The organism is Chitinophaga eiseniae (assembly GCF_900167135.1).
GTDB lineage: Bacteria > Bacteroidota > Bacteroidia > Chitinophagales > Chitinophagaceae > Chitinophaga > Chitinophaga eiseniae.
In genome coordinates, this window is the sequence record NZ_FUWZ01000007.1 from 225,114 (window position 1) to 246,265 (window position 21,152).

A 21,152-nucleotide genomic window follows, 5' to 3' on the forward strand; every position below is an offset into this window, starting at 1 on the left:
AAAGTTCCATAAATGTAGCTATATTTTCGTATAGCCTTTAACGATGCTTTTCTTTTAATTACAAACAACCCGTGTAATTATTAGAATATTAACTATCAACAAACTACAATTAACATTAAATTTTATGTTTTGAAAATACCCAAATGCGGGCAGAGCGCATTTGACTTTCGTCTTTCCTTGATGTATCTTTTATTTATATTCTTAAAACCAAAGTCTAAATCACAACACCATGAAATCAATCTGTACATTGATGCTGGTGGTGGGCGCTTTCCTGTTTATTCCCATCTCTTATTTGCACGCCCAACCCCGTATGATAAAAGGCCATGTGGCCGCTGCCGGTACCAACACCCCCTTGCCAGGGGTAACGGTCCAGGTTAAAGGTACCAGTCGTGGTACTACTACCGATCCCGACGGAAGTTTTCGTATTGAGGCGCCCGGTGGTGCGGGCATCCTCGTTTTCAGCTTTGTGGGGTACCTCACTCAGGAAGTTCCCATCGGCAGCCAGTCCACCCTGAACGTAACGCTACAGCCGGACACCCGCAGCCTGGAACAGGTAGTGGTTACCGCCATGGGCATCAAAAAGGAAAAGCGGGCTATCGGTTACGCTATCCAGGACGTGTCCGGCGCTGACCTCATGCAGTCCAAACAGTCCAATGTGGTCAATGCCCTGCAGGGTAAAGTGGCCGGCGTACAGATCTCCAGCGGCGGCGGCGCCCCCGGCCAGGGCTCCCGCATCCTTATCCGCGGTATTAATTCACTGGACCCCACCCGCGATAATCAGCCCCTTTTTGTCATCGATGGCATCACCATGGACAACAATACCTACACGACGGGTAATGCAGACACCCGCGGCATGAGTAACCGTGCGGCAGACATCAACCCCGATGACATTGAAAGCATCTCCGTCCTGAAAGGAGGCGCGGCTACCGCATTGTACGGCCTTCGTGCCGCCAGCGGCGCCGTGATCATCACCACCAAGTCCGGCAGGGCAGGCCGCACCCGCGTTAGCTTTACCACTACCGCCGGATTCGATAAGGTAGGTAAAACCCCCGATGTGCAAATGCAATACACCCAGGGTAATAATGGCCAATATGACAACCAGAGCTTCTGGCCGGCATGGGGCCCCTCTGTGGAAGATGCCCGTAAACTGGACCCCGACCACCCGGCTTCCCTGTACAACAACTACAAACAAGCCTATAACACCGGCTCCCAATACCGCAACACACTGGCGATCAGCGGTGGCACGGAAAAAGTCGTGTATGCGGCATCGTTATCCCAGTTCAACCAGAACGGCATCATCCCTTTCAGCAACTACCAGAACTACTCCGCCCGCGTCAACGGCGATATCCGCTTCAGCGAAAAAGTAAAAATGGGCGTAGCCCTCAACTATATCAACTCCGGCGGTAACCGCGCCAACGCAGACCGCTACGGCGAACAGATCATCTACTGGTCGCCCCGCTGGAACATGCGCGACTACCTGAAACCGGACGGTACCCAACAGACCTACGGCACAACAGACAACCCGGTGTACACCCTGTACAGCAACCGCTTCGGGGATAATGTCAACCGCCTGATCGGCAACATCAATTTCACCTATTCACCGTTCAAATGGCTGGACGTCCTCTATCGCGCGGGTACCGACTTTTATACGGACAACCGCCGCCACACCGGCCCCGGTCCCAAAGGCATCGCCGGAGAGGTGGTCAGCACCGACAACGGCTTCGGCTTCGTGAACGAATACACGCTGAATCAACGTTCCCTCAGCTCTACCCTCATTCTGAACTTCAAAAACAATATCACCTCCAAACTGACGTCCGACCTGAAACTGGGACATGACCTGTTTGACCGGCGCCTCAAACGCCTCTCTACTGAAGGCGATACCCTCGACATCCCGGACCTGCTGATCATGCAGAATGCCAAAAAAATCGTCTCCTCCCAATACATGGAGAACTACTATCTCATCGGCGTATTCGGCGACTGGACCCTGTCATGGGACCGCTGGCTGTACCTCACGCTCTCCGGCCGGACGGATATCAGCTCCTCCCTGCCTGTCGGCAAACGTGCGTTCTTCTATCCCTCCGTGAGCCTGTCTTATCTCTTTACCGACCACCTGAAAATCCCCGAGAGCGTACTCTCTTATGGTAAAGTGCGGACCTCCTGGGCCAGGGTAGGTAAAGATGCGCTGCCTTATAACACCGGCTCCGGTTATATCCCGCTCGTCAACGGACCCATCGATAATAACGTCATCGGATGGACCCGCGCCGACCGCTACGGAGACGCACAGCTGAAACCGGAGTTCACCAACACCTTCGAGGTGGGCGCCGAACTGCGTTTCCTGCAGGACCGTATAGGCATCGACTTTGCCTGGTACACCTCCAAAAGCACTGACCTGCTGATACCGGTAAAACTGTCCAGCGCTACCGGTTATGAAGACTTCTATACCAACGCCGGCTCCATCCGCAACCGTGGCATAGAAATAGCATTTAACGCCACCCCCATCAAAAAAACAAAGTTCCGGTGGGACATGCGCATTAACTTCTCCGCCAACCGCAACGAGGTGCTGAGCCTCGGCAAAGGACTCTCCGAAGTAGTGGTGGGCAACCAGTTCGGCTATGCCGGTTCCACCGCTACCATGAAGTACCTCCCCGGTTACCCGGTAGGCGCCATCTTCGGTACCAGTTACCTGCGGTATACCGGCGGGCAGCCGGACAACAGCATCCTGATCGACTACAGCCGTCCGGTACAGATAGCCGCCAGTGGCAGCCAGGCCGGTTTCCCGATGATCAACGCCAGTCAGAAATACCTGGGCAACTCACAGCCCAAATGGATCGGAGCCATTACCAACACCGTCACTTACGGACCACTCAGTCTCTCTGTATTGATAGACACCCGTCAGGGCGCCAAAAAATACAACCAGCTGGCCAACTTCATGTCGGCCTTCGGTGAGTCAGCGATCACGGCAGACCGTTTTTCCAGCAAAGTGTTCGAAGGCGTGTTGCCGGACGGTACGCCCAACAGCCAGGTCGTATACCTGCAACAGGCCAAAGGGCCGGACGGCCGTAACTATGGCGGCGGCTTCTATCGTAATGTATACCGCGGGGTGACAGAGAACTTCGTGGAAAATGCGTCCTGGATACGGCTGCGCAACGTTAGCCTCTCCTGGCAGTTGCCATCCAAATTCCTGTCCCGTACCCACCTGATCTCAGCGGCCAACCTGACGCTTACCGGCAATAACATCTGGTTGCACACCAAATACACCGGCTTCGATCCGGAGTCCAGCTCCCTGAACGCGGGCAGCAACATAGACGCCTTTGCCGGCTTCACGTACCCGACTACACGTAGTTACATGGCCTCCCTGAACGTCACCTTCTAAATTGCTTCCATCATGAAAAGGATACACACCATATTATATATTGTCTTGTTCGCCATACTCATCGCCGGTTGTAAAAAGCAGCTGGATATCAACGATAACCCCAACCAGGCGGTAGTACCGCCTATGAACGGGTTGCTGGCGTCCACCACTTATTTTACTTCGTATAATGTATACCGTGTGAGTAACATCACCTCCTACTTTGTGCAGTACCTGGCGTCGCCCAACGCCAACGGCGCCAGCGACACCTACGAGGTGACGGATTACACCACCACCTGGAAAGCGCTGTACGATAATATGACCGACCTGCACGACCTGATCGCCCAGGCCCGCACCGCCGGCGCCGACTACCACGTAGGGGCAGCCGAAGTGATGATGGCCATCAACCTGGAAATGCTGAACGATATGTGGGGCGCCGTTCCCTACACACAGGCGTTTAATACCAGCTTCCTGCAACCTGCCTATACACCGGACGACAGCGTATACCTGCAATGCATCGCCCTGCTGGACGACGGCATCACCCGCCTGAAAAGCACCAGCTCCAAATATGAGCTGGATGCTACCAAGGACCTGGTCCACAGCGGTAAACCGGCTGCATGGATTAAGACTGCCTATACGGTTAAAGCCCGGTTGCTGAACCATATCACCCGCAAGGGCAACTATGATGCGGCCGCCGTGCTGGCTGCTCTCGCCAACGGCTATACGGACAATGCGGACGATGCGCAGCTGGTACGGTTCCAGTCCCTCAGTCCGTGGAACCAGGCCGCAGTGAACAACGTCAACAACCTGCTCGACGGCTGGCTGAGCGCTCATTTTGTAGAGGCCCTCAACGGTAAAACTTTCGGCGTTTTCGATCCGCGGCTACCACTTATTACTGATACCACCCGCTTCGGCGACTACCGCGGCACCGTTAACGGCGCCGGCAGGGTAGGCTCAGGTACCAACCGTGAAGAGTGTTACCTGTCGCAGAAAGGATTTTATTCCAAACCCGGCGCTCCGCTGCTGCTGGCCACCCATGCGGAAGCCCGCTTCATACAGGCGGAAGCTGCTTTCCGCAGTGGCAACAAGCCCCTGGCTTATCAGGCCTATATTCAGGGCATCACCGTGAACATGAACAAACTGGGCGTAGACGGCGCAAAGCGGGACGCCTACCTTACCAATCCTGCCGTGGCTGTGGGAGAGGCCGGCCTCACACTGGCGCTTATCCTGAAAGAAAAATACGTGGCACAGTTCCTGCACCCCGACACCTGGAACGACGCCCGTCGCTATGACTATCAATACAAGGATTTTAATATGCCGGTGAATGCGCAACTGCCAACCTTCATCCGCCGCGTCGCTTATCCCGATTCGGAGAAAAGCCGCAACGGCGCTAACGTGCCGTCTGTAACGCTGACGGATAAAGTCTGGTGGGACAAACAGTGATGACCTGGATAAATGAATAAATAAGCGCCCGTTTGGTAGTTGTGCCAAACGGGCTTTTATTTGTATGCTATCATCGCAATACGTTAAATAAAATAATTGTATGTCTTATATCAATGTAGTAATGTCCCTCAAAGAATTCCTGCCCTATGTGGCGGATATTCTGCAGAAAAACGAGGGTGACTTCTTTATAGAAAAACGGAACGGCAGCGGGACCATCCTCGTAGAAAAAGTGGCCGTGCAGGCAGGGAGCATCGACATGGAAGATAACCGGGGCAAAAACCTCGACTTTTTCATTTTGTCAGACCCGGCTTACAACTTAACCCAACACCGGCCGTACGATGATGAAACAGCGCCTTTTGTGATTGTTGGACAAGGAGGGCGTGAAACAGCGGATAGCATTGAACGGATTGCATTAAGGGTGCTTTCGAAGACACCTGATAAGAATACCGCCCGGATTTTTAATGCCATCAAAAACAAGTTAAAGAAAGACGATACGATAGGAAGGGGAATAGAGGGAGGCTCAAGATTCCATGACAGTTATTTCTATGAAAAGAAATATGTCGGCGTGAAAACGATGAAAACAGATTTTCATAATGATAAAGCTGCCGGGATTAAAATAAAGCAGGAATAACGGGTTGGTTATTCCTGCTTTGTTATTTATCTGAAAACGAGGTATGCTACAATCAGCGTAAAGAATACATTGAACAGTTGCGCAATAATAAATGCTATGGCCGGCCTGCCGTTTTCCACTTTAAAGATATCGGTGAATTTGGTTTCAAGACCGATGCAGGTAAAGGCGAGGGCGAACCAGTAGGTCTGCAATTCTTTCAGGGAGCCTTTGGCAGCGGCTACTACCGGTGCCGGCAATACGAAAGAAAACAGGAGGGAGGCCACAATAAAGCCCAGCACAAACTTGGGGAACCTGTCCCAGATGGTACGGAGCGTTGGTTTTTCCACGTTGCCTTCTTTTTTGGTGTAAGACCAGTAAAGGGAGATGATGAAAGCGGCCAGCCCGAGCAGCACGTTCTGAGAGAATTTCACGATGGTGGCATATTTCAGGGCTTCGTCCCCCAGTTTGGTACCGGCGGCCACTACGGCCCCGGAGGTGTCGATAGTGCCGCCCAGCCAGGCGCCCGCCACAGCAGGAGACATACCGGCCCATACCGCGATACCGGGCATGACGAGCATCATTGGAATGGCGACGATCATTACCAGTGAAATAACATGGGAGAGTTTTTTATTATCTCCCTCAATAGCGCCGGAGGTGGCAATAGCGGCAGATACGCCGCAGATAGACACCGCGCTGGAAATCATCATACGGAATTCGTCGTCCAGTCCCAGCATCTTGCACAACCAGAAGGTGAAATACCAGACCGTAAATACCACTACCACCGATTGAAGAATGCCCAGCAATCCTGCCTGCATGATATCGCCAAAGATAATATTGGTACCCAGCAGCACCAGGCCGATCTTGATGTACAGTTCTGTTTGCAGCGCCGGCTTCACCCACTGGGGCAGCCCGATCACATTGCTGATGAACAGGCCCAGGAGCAGGCTGAAAAGCACCACTTCAATGCCGAGCTCTTTGATAGCCTTGTTGGCGGTGATAATCTGCGCCAGCAGGGAAATAAGCACAATAGCCAGCAGCCCGGCCACCAGTGCGGCAGGTTTAAAATCGCCCGCCAGAAACCGCGCCAGCAACAGGCTTCCCAGTACCCAGAGGAACAGGGCGCCGATATGCAGCAGGTTGGAAGTGTTGGTCAGTTGTGTCCATAGTTCATTGCCGGAAGACCAGCTGTATTTTGGCAATGCCGGCTTTAGCCCGGCCACCACCAGCGTGACGGTCAGGAAGGCGATGATCACCGCAATCCAGTCTTCATGAAGTTTCTTAGGTTGTAACATAGGTCTGTAACTTATACGCGCGTTTGAACGCTAGTGAAAAAAGAGGTACCCGAGGAGAATGGCGGACAGCAGCCCGAAGAAGTCAGCAATCAGCCCGGCTGCCAACGCGTAACGGGTATTTTTAATGTTCACGGAACCGAAATACACGGCCAGTACGTAAAAAGTGGTTTCTGTAGTGCCCTGTATCACACTGGCCAGTTTGCCCTGGAACGAATCGGCGCCGTAGCGGGTCATCACCTCGATCATCAGTCCTCTGGCACCACCGCCGCTCAATGGTTTCATCAGCGCTACCGGCAAGGCAGGTACGAAATCGGTATTAAAGCCCATCCATGAAAAGAGGCTGGCGATGGCGTTAATGATATAATCCATACAGCCGGTGGTGCGGAATACGCTGATGGCCACCAGGATACCTACCAGGTAGGGGATGATCCTTACTGACACGTGGAACCCTTCTTTGGCACCCTCTATGAAATGATCATACACATTTAGTTTTTTGACGATACCCGCCCCCAGGAAGAGGATTACGATCGAGAAGATAACACCGCCCCCCAGGTTGCTCATGGTAGGACCGATCTTTTCTGCCGGCATGGTGCTTACCCAATAATACAAACCGGTCACCACCGCCGCAAAACCGCCCAGGAACACCAGTACCGGCAGTTTGAACAGGTTGATCCGCTGGTAGGCGGATACCGTGAACATACCTATAATAAACGCTACAAAAGTAGAAATCAGCGTAGGAACGAAAATATCAGCCGGGTTGGCAGCCCCGGCAGCCTTCCGGAGTGCGATCACCGAGGTAGGGATAAGCACCACGCCGGCCGTGTTCAGCACCAGGAACATGATCTGCGGGTTGCTGGCTGTGTCCGGTTTGGTGTTCAGCTCTTGTAACTCCTTCATGCCTTTGAGCCCCATAGGGGTGGCGGCATTATCGAGCCCCAGCATACTGGCGGAGAAGTTCATCATCATGGAACCCATGGCCGGATGGCCTTTGGGAACTTCGGGAAACAGCTTGGAGAAAAAGGGATATACCAGTTTGGAGAAGCGGTTGATCATCCCGGCAGCCTCGCCCACCTTCATGATACCCAGCCAGAGCGTCATTACGCCAGCCAGTCCCAGGGAGATTTCGGCCCCGGTTTTGGCGCTGGCAAGCATACCGTTCATAATATCGCCGAAAATAGCCGTATCCTGTAAAAACACCGACTTGAAAACTGCCACTACAAAAGCTATCAGGAAAAAGCCCAGCCAAACGTAGTTTAATGCCATTAGATTATTGGTTTATTCAAGCAACAAATAAACTAAAATAAACTTATCTTTGCGCAAATTTTAAAAAATGGCTTTGCAAGTTGGAATTGTAGGATTGCCGAATGTAGGGAAATCGACATTATTTAACGCGGTGAGTAACAGCGCTAAGGCGCAGGCCAGCAACTACCGCTTCTGTACCATAGAACCTAACGTAGGACAGGTGGACGTGCCTGACACCCGTATGGACAAACTGGCTGAACTGGTGCAGCCCCAGCGCATCGTGCCTACTACTATCGAGTTTGTGGACATCGCCGGCCTGGTAAAAGGCGCCAGCAAAGGCGAAGGTCTGGGTAATAAATTCCTGGCCAATATCCGCGAGGTAGACGCCATCGTGCACGTGATCCGCTGCTTCGAAGACGACAACATCCTCCGCGATGAAGGCGCCATCAACCCGGTAGCTGACAAGGAGATCATCGATACCGAATTACAGCTCAAAGACCTCGAAAGCGTGGAACGTAAGGTAGCCCGCACAGAGAAAATGGCAAAAACCGGCGGCGACCCTAAAGCCAAAGCGGAATTTGAAGTGCTGAAAAGATGCCAGGAACACCTGGAGAAAGGCCGCAATATCCGTGAACTGGGCCTGAGCAAGGAAGATCGTGTAGCGATCGCCGACCTGTTCCTGCTCACGGAAAAACCGGTACTGTACGTAGCCAACGTGGATGAAGCCTCCCTGCATACAGGCAACAAATACTCCGAAGCCCTGAAAGAAGGGGTGAAGGTCGAAAACGCTGAAGTGATCGTGATGAACAACACCATTGAAGCACAGATCTCCGAAATGGAAGATCCGGGCGATAAGGAAATGTTCCTCTCCGAGTACGGTCTCACCGAACCAGGCCTCAACCGCCTGATCCGATCCGCTTACAACCTGCTGGACCTGATCACCTACTTCACCGCAGGTGTACAGGAAGTACGCGCCTGGACCATCCACAAAGGATGGAAAGCGCCGCAGGCTGCCAGCGTGATCCACACCGATTTTGAAAAAGGTTTCATCAAGGCGGAAGTAATCGCCTATGATGACTATGTGAAATACGGCTCTGAATCCGGCGCCCGTGACAACGGCCGTCTGCGGATCGAAGGCAAGGAATACATCGTGGCCGACGGCGACGTAATGCACTTCCGTTTTAACGTGTAATCATTTCCGTTACAATAACGACTTTCATGATACTCAAACGCATGAAGGTTACAACAAAACCAGGAGCGTCTCAGCAATGAGACGCTCTTTTTCGTTGAAGGAATCCCAAAAAAAACAGAAAATTTCTTATCAAGTTATATTCTGTCGCATTGCTGCGGTACGCCCGCTAATGCCCGCCCACATTGAGGTTGGTCGCGGATAGGCGATCGCGTAAGTGCATCTCTCTAAAAAAAATATACTTGGCAAATTGGACTTATTTATTAGCTTAGCCTACTATTTTAATGTTAGCTCATGCGATTAGTCAGGAATGTAAAATTGTTTTTCCGGGAAGGAAACTCGGACAAAACATATGAAATAGACCTTTGTGAAGTTGGCCCGGAACAATATACTGTTAACTTTAGATACGGCAAACGCTTCGGAACCCTGAAAGAAGGCACCAAGACTGTAAACCCCGTAGCCCTGGCAGCGGCCACCACTATCTTTGACGCGCTCGAAAAAGAAAAACGCAGCAAAGGTTATCTCGGTGAGCAGGAAGCTGTACAGGACCTGTCTTTTGTACCAGTAGACACTACCGTGGTGGCAGACCCACAAAACGCCGCTATTCTCAAAAGGTTACAGGGTGTGCTTGAAAACAAGCCCGCATATAAAACCGTCTGGAAAACTTCGCGTGTGATCTGGAAGGCAGGTGAGCGCAAAATAAAAGAAGCAGTCCCTTACCTCATCAAACTGATGGAAAGGGGAGACGCCATGCAGCGTTATACCGCCCTCTGGGCATTAGGCCGCTGTGCAGATCCCGCTGCAGCGCCGGTGCTGCGTTCTTATGCCGACAACGGTTCCTACGCCCAGAACATCCGGATGCTGGCCGCCAACGGCCTGCTGATGGTACTTCCGGAAGAAGAACGTACCGCACACCTGCAAAGTCATCTCCACCGGTTACCGGAATCGCTGCAACAAGCCATTGCCGGCGGGAATGCGCAGGCTATCTTCGACGAAGTGCAGAACCTGGTGATGGTTAAAGCTGAGCTGAACTACCCGATGCTGGAAGACCTGTATATCGTGGCGTATAATAATAAGGCTGTCAGAGAGGCCGTCATCGGCTTCCTCGTCCACATGCCTTTGCGTCCCAGCTATTTCCAGCACGTACGCCATATCTTCAAACAGGCCGAACTGCGCGACGATCAGGGTATTGTTGGTACGCTGGCCGTCAGGTTTGAAAGGGAACTGCCCATGTTCAACCATCCCGGCAAAAGGCTGGACTATGACGGCAACGAATACCATCCCAATGTATTCGTACCGGAACTGCAGGAACATTTCAAAGTAGCTAAAGAACTGAAAAAGCCCGGCTCCCGCCTCGCTTATTCCAATAAAACAAGGAACTACCTGAGACGCAGGGTGCTGCGCAACCTGCGCGCTACCGGCGAAAGAGCGGACCTGGAATATGTGCGCCTTGCTACCGCCCTGCTGCTGCAATATGAAGAGGACCGGGATGCGACACAGGAATACCAAACCCGCCACTATAGCTGGGTCAATGGACGGTATACTACCTGGTACCGGCAGTTCCCCGCCCATTCCCGCGCCGTGTTCCTGAACTATATCCTGCGCGGCAACACGCCCAATATGCGGCTGGACACCAACGGCACGGAATGGTTCTACGAAGAACCGAAAAATGAAAAAGGAGAACTCACCCGCGAAGCCACTACGCTGCGGGAACATCCAGATACTGTAAAAGCACAGCAGAAAGGAACGCTGTTAAAAAAGCTGTTCAACTGGCTGGGCGGCGAAAAGCCTGCACCTTCAGCGGGCGTGATACCGCCTGAACATAAGCCGGAAGCTGCGCCTGCCGTGCCGGTCAGCGATGTGCCGTTCCTGGAATTGTGGCGTCAGATGCCGCAGGCTTTCGTGCAACTGATGATCGCCGGCAAAATGGAAGCAGTACACCTGTTTGCCATGGAGCAGCTGAAGTCGCATCCTGAATATGCAGACCTGAAAGCCAAAATGGATGAGAAAACGATCTATTATCTGCTGATCAGCCGTTTTAATGTACCGGCTCTCTTTGGTCTCGAACTGGCAAAAGAAAAATATACCCCGGCAAACCTCTCTTTCTTCCTGTTGTACGCTGTTACTATGAGCCCCCTCGAGGTGGCCAGGGTGCAGGGCCTGGAATGGGTGGACCAAAACAAGGCAGCCTGCTTCGCCGATGCGGATTTCCTGATGCGGATGATATTTAATCCGTATAAGGATGTCCGTGACTATGTACGCGGGCAACTGACCCCTGAGCACCTGCCTGCGGATAAAGCGCGCGCGCTGGTGGGTAAGGCCATCGCCTCACTGTTGGCCTCCAACAACCTGGCCGACGATGTGAATCAGAACCTCAACGATGGTTGCCGCATACTGGAACACTTCTGCGCCGATGCGCTTCGTGAAGTGGATATGAAAGTGATTGTGGAGCTGATGAACTCAGGAACGCCCGCCTGTCAGGCATTTGGCGTACGGTTGATGGTGATGAAAAAAGATGAGCTGAACTTCGCGGAACTGTCAGACCAGCTGCTGCGCAATCTCGTGGCCAGCAGTTACGAATCCGTAAGGATGGCTGGTATAGCGGTGCTGAAAGCCATGCCGGAAGCGGAACTGCTGAGAAGGGCAGAGGTATTGCTCGACGTTGTACTGGCGCCACACGAGCATGTACGTAAAGAAGTACGGCCGCTGATCGCTTCACTGGTAGCGAAAGACAGCCGTCTGGCGGTTTATCTGGTGAACGAATTGGTGCCCCGTCTCATGCGTAAAGAAACTGCAGAAGGTATCCACGAAGATATTGCCGCTATCCTGAGCCATGAACTGGTGGACCACTTACAGGATGTAGACACCGCCACCGCTTTACGTTTGCTGTATGCCAACTACCGTGCTGCACAGGAATTCGGCATCGTGGTGTTGAATAAATACATTCCGGCAGAAGCCCTTACGGTTAAACAGGTGATTGCCGCCGGCAGCCACGAACTGCTCGCCGTGAGAGAGTGGAGCTGGGGCTTCTATCAGCAGCATGCTGCCCGTATGCGTTACGAACGTGATGCGGCCATCGGACTGCTGGATGCCAAATGGGATGATACCCGCCGCTTTGCTCAGGAGTTCTTCCGGACACAGTTCTCCGAAAATGACTGGACGCCGGAAACGCTGGTATCCATTGCCGACAGCGTACGCCCGGACGTCCAGGCGTTTGGCCGTGAGATGCTGATGCGTTTCTTCAAAGATGCTGACGGCGCCGCTTATCTGCTCAAACTCAGCCAGCACCCGAGCGTGGCCATGCAGGCCTTTGCCACCAACTACCTGGAGACCTGTGCCGCCGGCAACCTCGAATACCTGCGTAGCATGGAACATTATTTCCGTTCTGTACTGAGCCGCGTCAACAAAGCAAGGGTAGCCAAAGAACGTATCTTTAACCTGCTGGAGAAAGAAGCGCTGAAATCTGCCGAGGCGGCCGCCTACATAGGAGAGATTATCGCACATATATCCGCGACCGTGTCTATTGCCGACAAAGCCCGTTGCATTCAGATCATGCGTAATATCCAGCAACAGTTCGATATTCCTTTGCCAATAACGTTAATGCCCGTACGAAGCAATTTAGCTATTTGATTATTTAGTTACTTCAATATTGAAAGCGGCCAGTCCTCCTTGTCAATAACGAAATAACCAAATAACCAAATAACAAAATCTGAAAATAGATTTATGTTATTCAATTACAGATATAGCGGTAACTCCCAGGTGTACAGCAATGCTACATCCGCCGGTATTTCCTTTGCACCGGATACCCACCGTGACCCGACCTTTTTTGTTGGAAAACTCCATAAAAAAATCGCTTTCCGCGAGGCCATATCTGCCCTGCATGATGTTGTGGTGTCGGACCTGCGTTTTAAACCCAAAGACAAAACAGCCTATAAGGAATGGGCTGCCCAGCAGGAATCCATGTGGCTGGCGGAATATATGAACGCCTACGACGCGGAAGCTGCCAACCAGCGCATCGCCACCCTCTCAGAAGAACTGAAGCAGGTAGGAGACCAGAAGGATAAAGTAATGGCGCCTTTCTATAAGGCCCGTAAACAATATTTTGACTTTCTCTACCAGAAAGACAGGGATGCCTGGTTTGTACTGGACCCCGTGATTACCGTACACCCGGATGAAATGTTCTTCGAATGTTTCAGTCAGGACGAATCTACCTATGGTAAGCTGAGCGCCAGTTACAACGTCTTTAAAGAGGTGAACGAGTTTGAATGCGGTACCACCAATATCGACTATTCAGCTGCGTTATACGACGAATTTCAGAAGATCCGCGACTATAAGGAGACAGACTTTAAAGTAGATCCCGGAGGCTTCCAGATACAGACTTCCCAGGAAGAAATGTATCATGAGGTAAAGATAGACCTGCCGGATAGCTGGGTGAGAGGTTTCTTACAGGTAAGCTCCGCCATGACGCTGCCTGCAGCCACTTTCGACCTGCATCCGATGGACGTATATAATTTTTGCCTGTGGTTGCGCCGTTTTAAGGAGAAAAGCGGCCCGCGTTCCATCCGTTTTAAACTGGAACCGGGCAAGCCCGTCCGTGCAGTGTTTGAACCCTGGAATCACGAAATCGTTTGTGCGAGATCGTTATATAAAGGTGGTCAGAGCCGTGAAATCAGGATATGGGGCAGAAGAAGGCTGCTGATCCTGGAAAGACTGATTCCCATCGCCAAAAAATTCACCGTGCATCTTACCGGTAACGGCCTGCCTTCGTTTTACGTGGCAGACCTGGGGGATATGCAGTTCACGCTCGGCCTTTCCGGCTGGACCGCCAATGACTGGTCCCGCGCCGGCCAGTTCGACCTGATGGCGCCCCGCGCCATCGTGGAAGACAGCGCCAAACTGAAAGTGTTTGCCGATCTGCAATCCCGCTGGATGGCCAAACCAGAGGCCATTGCAGCTGCTACCGGGCTGGACAAAGCCACAGTGCTGGGCGCACTCGGTATCTATACACAAGCCGGCAAAGTGATCTTTGACCTGCACAGTGGCATGTACCGGCTGCGTGAACTGAGCCGCGATCCGCTGCCGCTGGAATCGCTGCGTTTTGCCAATCCGCTGGAAGCGGAAGCAGCTGAACTGGTAAATGAAAAGAAAGTAACTTTTACCGCGCAGGAAATTCCGGGCAAAGGCGTTCAGCTCAAAGGCAATGTAAAAGGTGCACATCGTGTATACCATCCCGTTATTGTGATCGACAATGACGAAAGATTGAGCGATGCGCACTGTGATTGCAGTTTTTATAGTACCAACAAGTTGTACAAAGGGCCGTGCGAACACATGCTGGCACTGCGTATGACGCATGCTGAAAATAATTCTGCACAATAAAATTTTGTTTTTCAGAATTATTTTCTAACTTGCCTGCTCGTTAACAAACACAGATCTTTGTAAAGAGGAATTGATTGCACTTGCGCCCGTAAAAGGGACGAATGATGTTTCGTCATTCAGGAATTATGACTATACATGCTTCACTAAATGCAATCTTTACTTTGGGAGGGGCGTACCTAGTGCGAATTTACGGTACGAGCCCCGGGGGCTGAAATTCACACTAGGTACGCCCCTCCCTGGAGTTGATTGATTTAGTCAATGGCTTGCACGAAGGCCTTTTCCTCTTTACAAAATCCTGTTTCTCCCGCGTCAGGCATGGCTTCCGCAGCCACTTCAAAGCCGGACCTTTTAACTCCGCCTCCGTTTTAGCTGCTCAACATTCATTAAAAAAGTAAACGCCAACACTATGGCCGAAGGCTTAACCCGTCAACAGCTGTACGACAGAATCCGTGCATCCTCCAAAGAGGAATTTATACTGGAAGAAATGACCCGTCTGGGTTTCTGGGCAAGAAACACGTCCCAGCCATCCTTACCGGAAACACTGATACGCAGGGAAGGAGAACTGCGCCGCGAGTTGAATGAACTGCTGGCCGAAAAACAAAAATACCGCAACAAGGAAAAGATGCTGGCAGACATGCGCAAAGAACGCATGGCCAAAGCTAAACTGAAACGCGCGGAAACAAAGAAACGCAACGAAGAGAAAAGAATAGCCCGCGCCGCTGCCTGGGCAGAAAAAAAGAAGGTCGATATCACCTACCTCGGTGAAGATGTGTCTGCCGGACTGAATAAAATAACGCCAGATGAAGCACAACTGGCGAAATTCGGTCTGCCGGTGTTCAAAGACGCTACTGCATTGGCGGCCGCCATGGGCATTAGCCTTGGCAAACTGCGCTTTCTGGCCTTTAACCGCCAGGTGGCCAATACCTCCCACTACCAGCGCTTTGAAATCCCGAAGAAATCAGGAGGCACCCGTGTCATTTCCGCGCCCATGCCGCAACTGAAAGCAGCACAACACTGGATACTGGAAAACATCCTCTATAAAATCAATAACAGCGCAGCTGCCCATGGCTTTGTGCCGGGCAGGTCTATCGTCACCAACGCCGTGCCGCACGTAGGACAGGACATCGTGATCAACATAGACCTGCGCGACTTTTTCCCTTCTGTTCCCTACAAAAGAGTAAAAGGCCTTTTCTGTAAACTGGGGTACGCTGAACAGGTAGCCACCATCCTCGGCCTCCTCTGTACAGAACCGGAAGTAGATGAGATCCTGCTGGATAACCGCAAATACTATGTGGCCAAAACAGAAAGGCATCTGCCGCAGGGAGCGCCCACCAGCCCGGCACTCACCAACCTGATCTGTTTTAAACTGGACCGCCGCTTTGAAGGACTGGCGGCTAAATACGGTTACGCCTATACGCGATATGCGGACGACATGACTTTCTCTGCCAAAGGCGACGCTGCCGATAAAGCAGGACAGGTGCTGTGGGCCGTTAAACAGGTGGTGAAAGAAGAAGGGTTCACCATCCACCCGGATAAACTGAAGGTGATGCGCCGCGGCGATAAACGGGAAGTAACCGGCATTGTAGTGAACGAAAAAATCAGCCTTGACCGCGACACGCTGCGTAAGTTCCGCGCGCTCCTGCACCAGATCTCGAAAACCGGTCTGGCTGGCAAGCGCTGGGGCAAAGGCAAGAACATTATCAGCAGTATGGAAGGTTTCGCTAACTACGTCTATATGGTAAAACCGGAGCAAGGCGCCAAACTGAAAGAAACCCTGGCAACACTGTTGCAACGGGAGGATATCAAAACGGAAGCGCGCAACCTTTGGACAACCGGCACTACAGACGCCGCAACCGCTGCCATGCCTGCTGACGCGCCGTCTGCACCGCAACCGTCTGTACCGCAACATCCGGAAGGTATTCCCGTGGCCAAAGACGCGCCGACGGCTACCAACAAACCGGACAAGCCCTGGTGGGATGTTTTATAAGCTACTACCCATTACCCATAAAAGAGAAGACCTGAGCTGTATCAAGCTCAGGTCTTCTCTTTTATGGGTGGTGTATAACAGATCAGAGATTGTATCCCAGTGAAATATACCATTGCGAACCAATGGTGGGGTTGCCCCAGGATTGTACGTAAGATTTGTTCAGAATATTCACGCCTCCCAGTTTAACCGTGGTCCTGGCTTTGGGGAAGAACTTGCTGACCATGGCATCCAGTGTGCCGAAGGCAGGGATCTCGCTCAGCGCCAGCGCATTCACATTGGGACCTACAAAAGAAGATTGCCAGATGTAGGACTGCTGCCATTTCCATATAACATTGGCGGCTATATTGGAATTAGCGATGTTGCGGTTGCCAAGGTTGAGGCTGTATCTTACTTTAGGTGTGTTGAACATGGCCAGGAAACTGCCCAGTTCTTTCTCGTTGCTCAGTTCATTGTAAGAGATATTACCACCGGCGGTGAAGTTCAGCGGCAGGCTGTAATCCACTCCCAGCGCCCAACCCCATGATTTAACCGTTTCTTCCGCACTTACCGGTACAGAGAATATCTGTTGCGGAGTAGTGCCGCTGGCGGGTTTAACGAGCACCTGGCTGCCATTCATATTTTTAAAATCATTTTTATAGATGTAGGCGTCTACCAGCAGTCGTTTTGCGATCAGTGCTTTATAACCGAGTTCATAAGCCTGTATGCGTTCCGGTTTAAATTCGCGGAAAGTATATTGTTTGGGAGCGCCCGCCAGTACGGATTGCAGGGTAAATACCGGACCAGTGGTGAGGCCATAGCGTTCACGCAGGAACGGCAGACCGCCGATCAGGTGCGCCTGTGGCGTGGTCAGATCGATGTACTGGTCCTGGTTGTTGGGAATACGGAAGCCGGTCTGATAAGACACGCGCAGGTTGTGCGTTTGCAGGAAGGTATATACTGCAGACAAGCGCGGACTGAACTGGCCTTTGAAGTTCATGTTTTTATCATAGCGCAGTGACCCGGTAAGTTTCAGGTGATCGTCTATCAGTTTTTTCATGATCTGTAGATAACCCCCGTATTCGTTGATACGGAACTCTTTGCCGTTGTCGTCCACAGCGAACAGTGTTTTTTCGGAGTTGAGCGTGTACCGGCGATAGTTACCACCTACCAGTATTTCAGCGAACTTGATGAGGTTATGGAAGTTGTACATAAACTCCAGCTGATAGAGATTGGTTTTATCTGTGAATTTAGCGCCTACGCCTTTGGCGTCGCCGGGGATAGGTTTCTCGCGCACTTTTGCTGCGGCGTTGTTGAAGTCGGCGGTGCCGGGCATGAACCGTCCGGAGTCGGCTTTGGCGCGTGCGTTCTGGAAAAACAGCGGCATGCGGGAGGAAACCGCGTTCTGGGCGGCAGCATAAGCGGCGGCGTCGTTGGCGCCTCCCTGGAGTGCTGCGCCGTAGGCCTGCGCAAAGGTGCCTAATGCCTGGGTGGCGTAGGTGCCGAAGTACTGCGCATACCATTGGGTGCTGGGTTTCCAGGCTTCGTTGATACCGGCGGCAAGGGTACCGCTGGCATAGCTGTCACCGGACCTTTCCTGTGTGGTGTAGGCCCTTACATAGAAGTCGGGGTGACGCAGTTCCACTTTATACTGGCCCATGTTGAAGTCTTTCAGGGAGTAACGGTCTGCGCCGGTATAAACGGTGGTGCCGGAGCCGTAGCTGCCCTGAATCAGGGCTTCGAGGTTTTCTGTGATTTTATAATGCAGGGCGCCGTTCAGTTTCAGGTTTTTGGTGCCGTAGTCTACCACGTCCGCTTCGTTGTAGCCGGTGCGGGTGATGGTGGCCTTGTTGGGGGCCGGCATGGCGGCGTTGAAGATCTGATCGGGGGTAACTCTGCCGCCAAACAAAGCGGAGATGCCTGCCAGTTGCTGGGTCAGCTGACCGCCTGTTTTGAAGGAGTTGTACATGTTAACGGAGTTTTCATCACCATAGATGTTGACGCCGTTATAGCCTTCGTTGTTGGCGCGGGTGCCGTCCTGCAGCGTATGGCCGTTGGCGAGGCTCTGGTCGCGGTAGTCGTGCGCCTGCCAGTCGTCGGCCTTGATGTAGCCTAAGTTCAGTTTAAATGCCCACTTGTTGTTGAAGGCATGGGCGTAGCGTACGGACACGTCGTAGAAGCCGGTCGTAGCGGAGGTGCGGCCGCCATCGTTGAGGATGCCGGTTTTCACCTGTGCGCTGAGGCCCTGGTACTGGAAGGGGTTTTTGCTGGTCATCAGCACGATGCCGTTGAGCGCATTGGGGCCGTATAGGGCGGAGGCGGCGCCGGGGATCAGTTCCACGTTGTCGAGGTCCAGTTCGGGGATGCCCACCATATTACCTACGGAGAAATTGAGGCCGGGGGCCTGGTTGTCCATACCGTCGTTCAGCTGCAGCACGCGGGTGTTACCGTTGCTGTTGAAACCGCGGGTGTTGACGGACTTGAAGGTAAGGCTCTGGGTGCTCATTTCCACGCCTTTCAGGTTGGCGAGGGCGTCGTAAAAGGAGGCGGCCGGAGATGCTTTCAGGGCGCGGCTGTCCAGCTTTTCGATGGACACCGGCGATTGCAGGATGCTTTCCTGCACGCGGCTGGCGGCTACCACCACCTCTTGCCCAAGTATTTCGGTCGTGCTGAGGGTAATGGTCACTTTTTCATTGGCGTTGTTCACGACCTGTTCTGTGGTTTGATAACCTACATAGGTGAAAACAAGGGTCAACGGAAGTGCATGGTTCGTTTTGAGCTGGAAGTTACCGCCGTTGCCCGTGATGGTGCCGGCTGTGGCGCCTTTCACGGAAACAGTAACTCCCTGCATACCGTTTCCGGAAGTTTTGTCTGTTACAGTACCGGTGATAGTTGCAGGCGTTTGCGCTGTGAGTACCAGGGAAAAGGACATCAATAGCAACAGGGAGCCCAAACATACTTTTAGAATGCTTTTCATACGCAGTGGACGTTTTTGATTTAGACTCGGTTTATCTAAATATAAGTAAAAAACAAATACAACTGCGAAACTGAAAATATTTCCTGCCGGTGCTGGTTATTGCCAGTCCTGCAGGATCTTACCGATCTTCTCAAACTCAATCAGGAAGCCGTCATGGCCATAGGAGGAGTCGATCTCGTGATAACGGGTATTGGGCAGATAGGTAGCCAGCAGGCGTTGTTCTTCCGGGGGGCAGAGCAGGTCGCTGCTGATACCGATCAGTAATACCGGTTGCTGTATGTGGGAGAGGGAGGTGGCGATGTCTTCATGGCGGCCCCGGGCAATGTTATGGCTGTCCATGGCTTTGGTGAGCAGCCAGTAGGATTGGGCGTTGAAGCGTTTTACCAGTTTTTCGCCCTGGTATTCGATGTAGGAGGAAGCGCGGAAGTGGTCCGTCTTTTCCTTGTCGGGATCAGACTGGGTGCGCATAAAAGTCTGGTAGTTGCGGTAGGTGACCATGCCGATGGCCCTGGCGGCCTTAAGGCCAAGGGCGCCTGCATGGGGAGCAGGGTCCTGCCAGCTGGTATCCGCTTCGATGGCCAGGCGTTGCGCGGTATGGATGGCGATGCCCCAGGCGCTTTCGGCGGCGCCGGTGCAGAGCAGGAACAGGCGTTTGATGCGCTCCGGTTCTGTCAATGCCCATTCCAGTACCTGGTAGCCGCCCATGGAGCCTCCTACGAGCAGGCTTATCTGTTGTATCTGCAGGTGCCCGCGTAGCAGGCAGTGTGCTTTTACCATATCACGGATGGTGATCGCGGGGAAGGAGGTATACCAGGGCTGCCCGGTAGCGGGATTGACCGTATGAGGGCCGGAGCTGCCGTAGCAGGAGCCGATGATATTGGCGCATACGATAAAGTGCCGGGTCGGGTCAATCACCCGCCCATGGCCGATAAGGCCGCTCCACCAGTCAGCCGCGTCGCTGTTGGCGGTCAGCGCATGACACACCCACACCACGTTGCTGCCGTCAGCATTCATGGTCCCGTATGTATGATAGGCGATCTGTAATTCAGGTAATACCTGGCCGGACTCCAGCCGGAATGGTGCTTTGCTGTGAAAAACCTGTGCAGACAATAATCCAAAATTTTTGCAAATCTACAATACCAATTACGAATTACAAATAACGAATTACGAATTGAAGGCCAGCACGTAGCAATGGCCTCCTTTAGCATCTGCCATCGTAATTCGTATTTCGTAATTGAATTATTTATCTTTGTTGCAAGAAATCCACCTTATCATGAAAATAGCATTACAAAGAGTAGACGACGGATTCAACATGGAAGCCGTAGATGAAGGCGGCCACAAAGTGTTGATGGATTCATCCCTGGAAAACGGGGGGAAGAACAACGGAGTAAGACCTATGCAGATGGTCATCATGGGCCTCGGCGGTTGCTCTGCCATTGATGTGCTGATGATCCTGAAAAAACAACGCCAGGAAGTGAAGGATTTCCGCATAGAAATCGAAGCGGAAAGAGAACAGGGCAAAGAACCGTCTTTATGGGAAACCGCCCACATCGTATTTCATTTTACCGGCAATATCGACGCGGACAAAGCTGCCCGCGCGGTGGAACTGTCGATGAATAAATATTGCTCCGTAGCGGAAACGTTGCGCCAGGCGAAAACTAAACTGACCTGGGAAGTGAAACTGAACGCCTAACACGGAGAAACCACCATG

The 21,152-nt window shown here is 52.4% G+C and carries 12 protein-coding genes; 8 read left to right on the forward strand and 4 right to left on the reverse strand.

Annotated features, from left to right (window positions below):
- Positions 1–229 precede the first annotated feature (229 nt).
- The 3 genes from B5D63_RS32250 (at position 230) to B5D63_RS32260 (ending at position 5,423) form a co-directional block, all read left to right on the forward strand.
- Positions 230–3,373, forward strand: coding sequence for a SusC/RagA family TonB-linked outer membrane protein (locus B5D63_RS32250; protein ID WP_078673008.1), 3,144 nt, complete (start codon positions 230–232; stop codon positions 3,371–3,373).
- A gap of 12 nt (positions 3,374–3,385) precedes the next feature.
- Entirely contained in the window at positions 3,386–4,792 is a 1,407-nt protein-coding gene (locus B5D63_RS32255) for a SusD/RagB family nutrient-binding outer membrane lipoprotein (protein ID WP_078673009.1), read from the forward strand.
- Positions 4,793–4,892: 100 nt separating this feature from the next.
- Complete coding sequence (locus B5D63_RS32260; protein ID WP_078673010.1) at positions 4,893–5,423, forward strand: hypothetical protein; 531 nt, start codon at positions 4,893–4,895, stop codon at positions 5,421–5,423.
- Between the two features lie 26 nt (positions 5,424–5,449).
- Here B5D63_RS32260 and B5D63_RS32265 read toward each other — a convergent pair whose 3' ends face one another.
- Positions 5,450–6,694, reverse strand: coding sequence for a YeiH family protein (locus B5D63_RS32265; protein ID WP_078673011.1), 1,245 nt, complete (start codon positions 6,692–6,694; stop codon positions 5,450–5,452).
- Positions 6,695–6,724: 30 nt separating this feature from the next.
- On the reverse strand, positions 6,725–7,957 hold the full coding sequence (locus tag B5D63_RS32270) for a nucleoside recognition domain-containing protein (protein ID WP_078673012.1): 1,233 nt from the start codon (positions 7,955–7,957) through the stop codon (positions 6,725–6,727).
- 67 nt (positions 7,958–8,024) lie between these two features.
- On the opposite strand from B5D63_RS32270, the gene ychF reads away from it, so the two are divergent.
- The 4 genes from ychF to B5D63_RS32290 all read left to right on the forward strand — a co-directional run bounded on the left by ychF (position 8,025) and on the right by B5D63_RS32290 (position 16,488).
- The gene (gene ychF, locus B5D63_RS32275; protein ID WP_078673013.1) at positions 8,025–9,128 is read left to right on the forward strand and encodes a redox-regulated ATPase YchF; all 1,104 of its coding nucleotides are present in this window, start codon (positions 8,025–8,027) and stop codon (positions 9,126–9,128) included.
- Positions 9,129–9,419: 291 nt separating this feature from the next.
- Positions 9,420–12,755, forward strand: a complete 3,336-nt coding sequence (locus tag B5D63_RS32280; protein WP_078673014.1) for a HEAT repeat domain-containing protein — start codon at positions 9,420–9,422, stop codon at positions 12,753–12,755.
- A gap of 93 nt (positions 12,756–12,848) precedes the next feature.
- A complete protein-coding gene (locus B5D63_RS32285) occupies positions 12,849–14,501 on the forward strand; it encodes an SWIM zinc finger family protein (protein ID WP_078673015.1) in 1,653 nt (550 codons plus the stop codon).
- Between the two features lie 406 nt (positions 14,502–14,907).
- Positions 14,908–16,488 (forward strand): reverse transcriptase family protein, encoded by a 1,581-nt coding sequence (locus B5D63_RS32290; protein ID WP_078673016.1) that lies wholly within the window; start codon positions 14,908–14,910, stop codon positions 16,486–16,488.
- An 82-nt stretch (positions 16,489–16,570) separates the two neighbouring features.
- On the opposite strand, the gene B5D63_RS32295 is transcribed toward B5D63_RS32290, so the two are convergent.
- Positions 16,571–19,441, reverse strand: a complete 2,871-nt coding sequence (locus B5D63_RS32295; RefSeq protein WP_078673017.1) for a TonB-dependent receptor — start codon at positions 19,439–19,441, stop codon at positions 16,571–16,573.
- Positions 19,442–19,537: 96 nt separating this feature from the next.
- A complete protein-coding gene (metX, locus tag B5D63_RS32300; protein ID WP_078673018.1) occupies positions 19,538–20,551 on the reverse strand; it encodes a homoserine O-acetyltransferase MetX in 1,014 nt (337 codons plus the stop codon).
- A 163-nt stretch (positions 20,552–20,714) separates the two neighbouring features.
- Here metX and B5D63_RS32305 point away from each other — a divergent pair, with 163 nt between their 5' ends.
- A complete protein-coding gene (locus tag B5D63_RS32305; RefSeq protein ID WP_078673019.1) occupies positions 20,715–21,134 on the forward strand; it encodes an OsmC family protein in 420 nt (139 codons plus the stop codon).
- Positions 21,135–21,152: the final 18 nt, after the last annotated feature.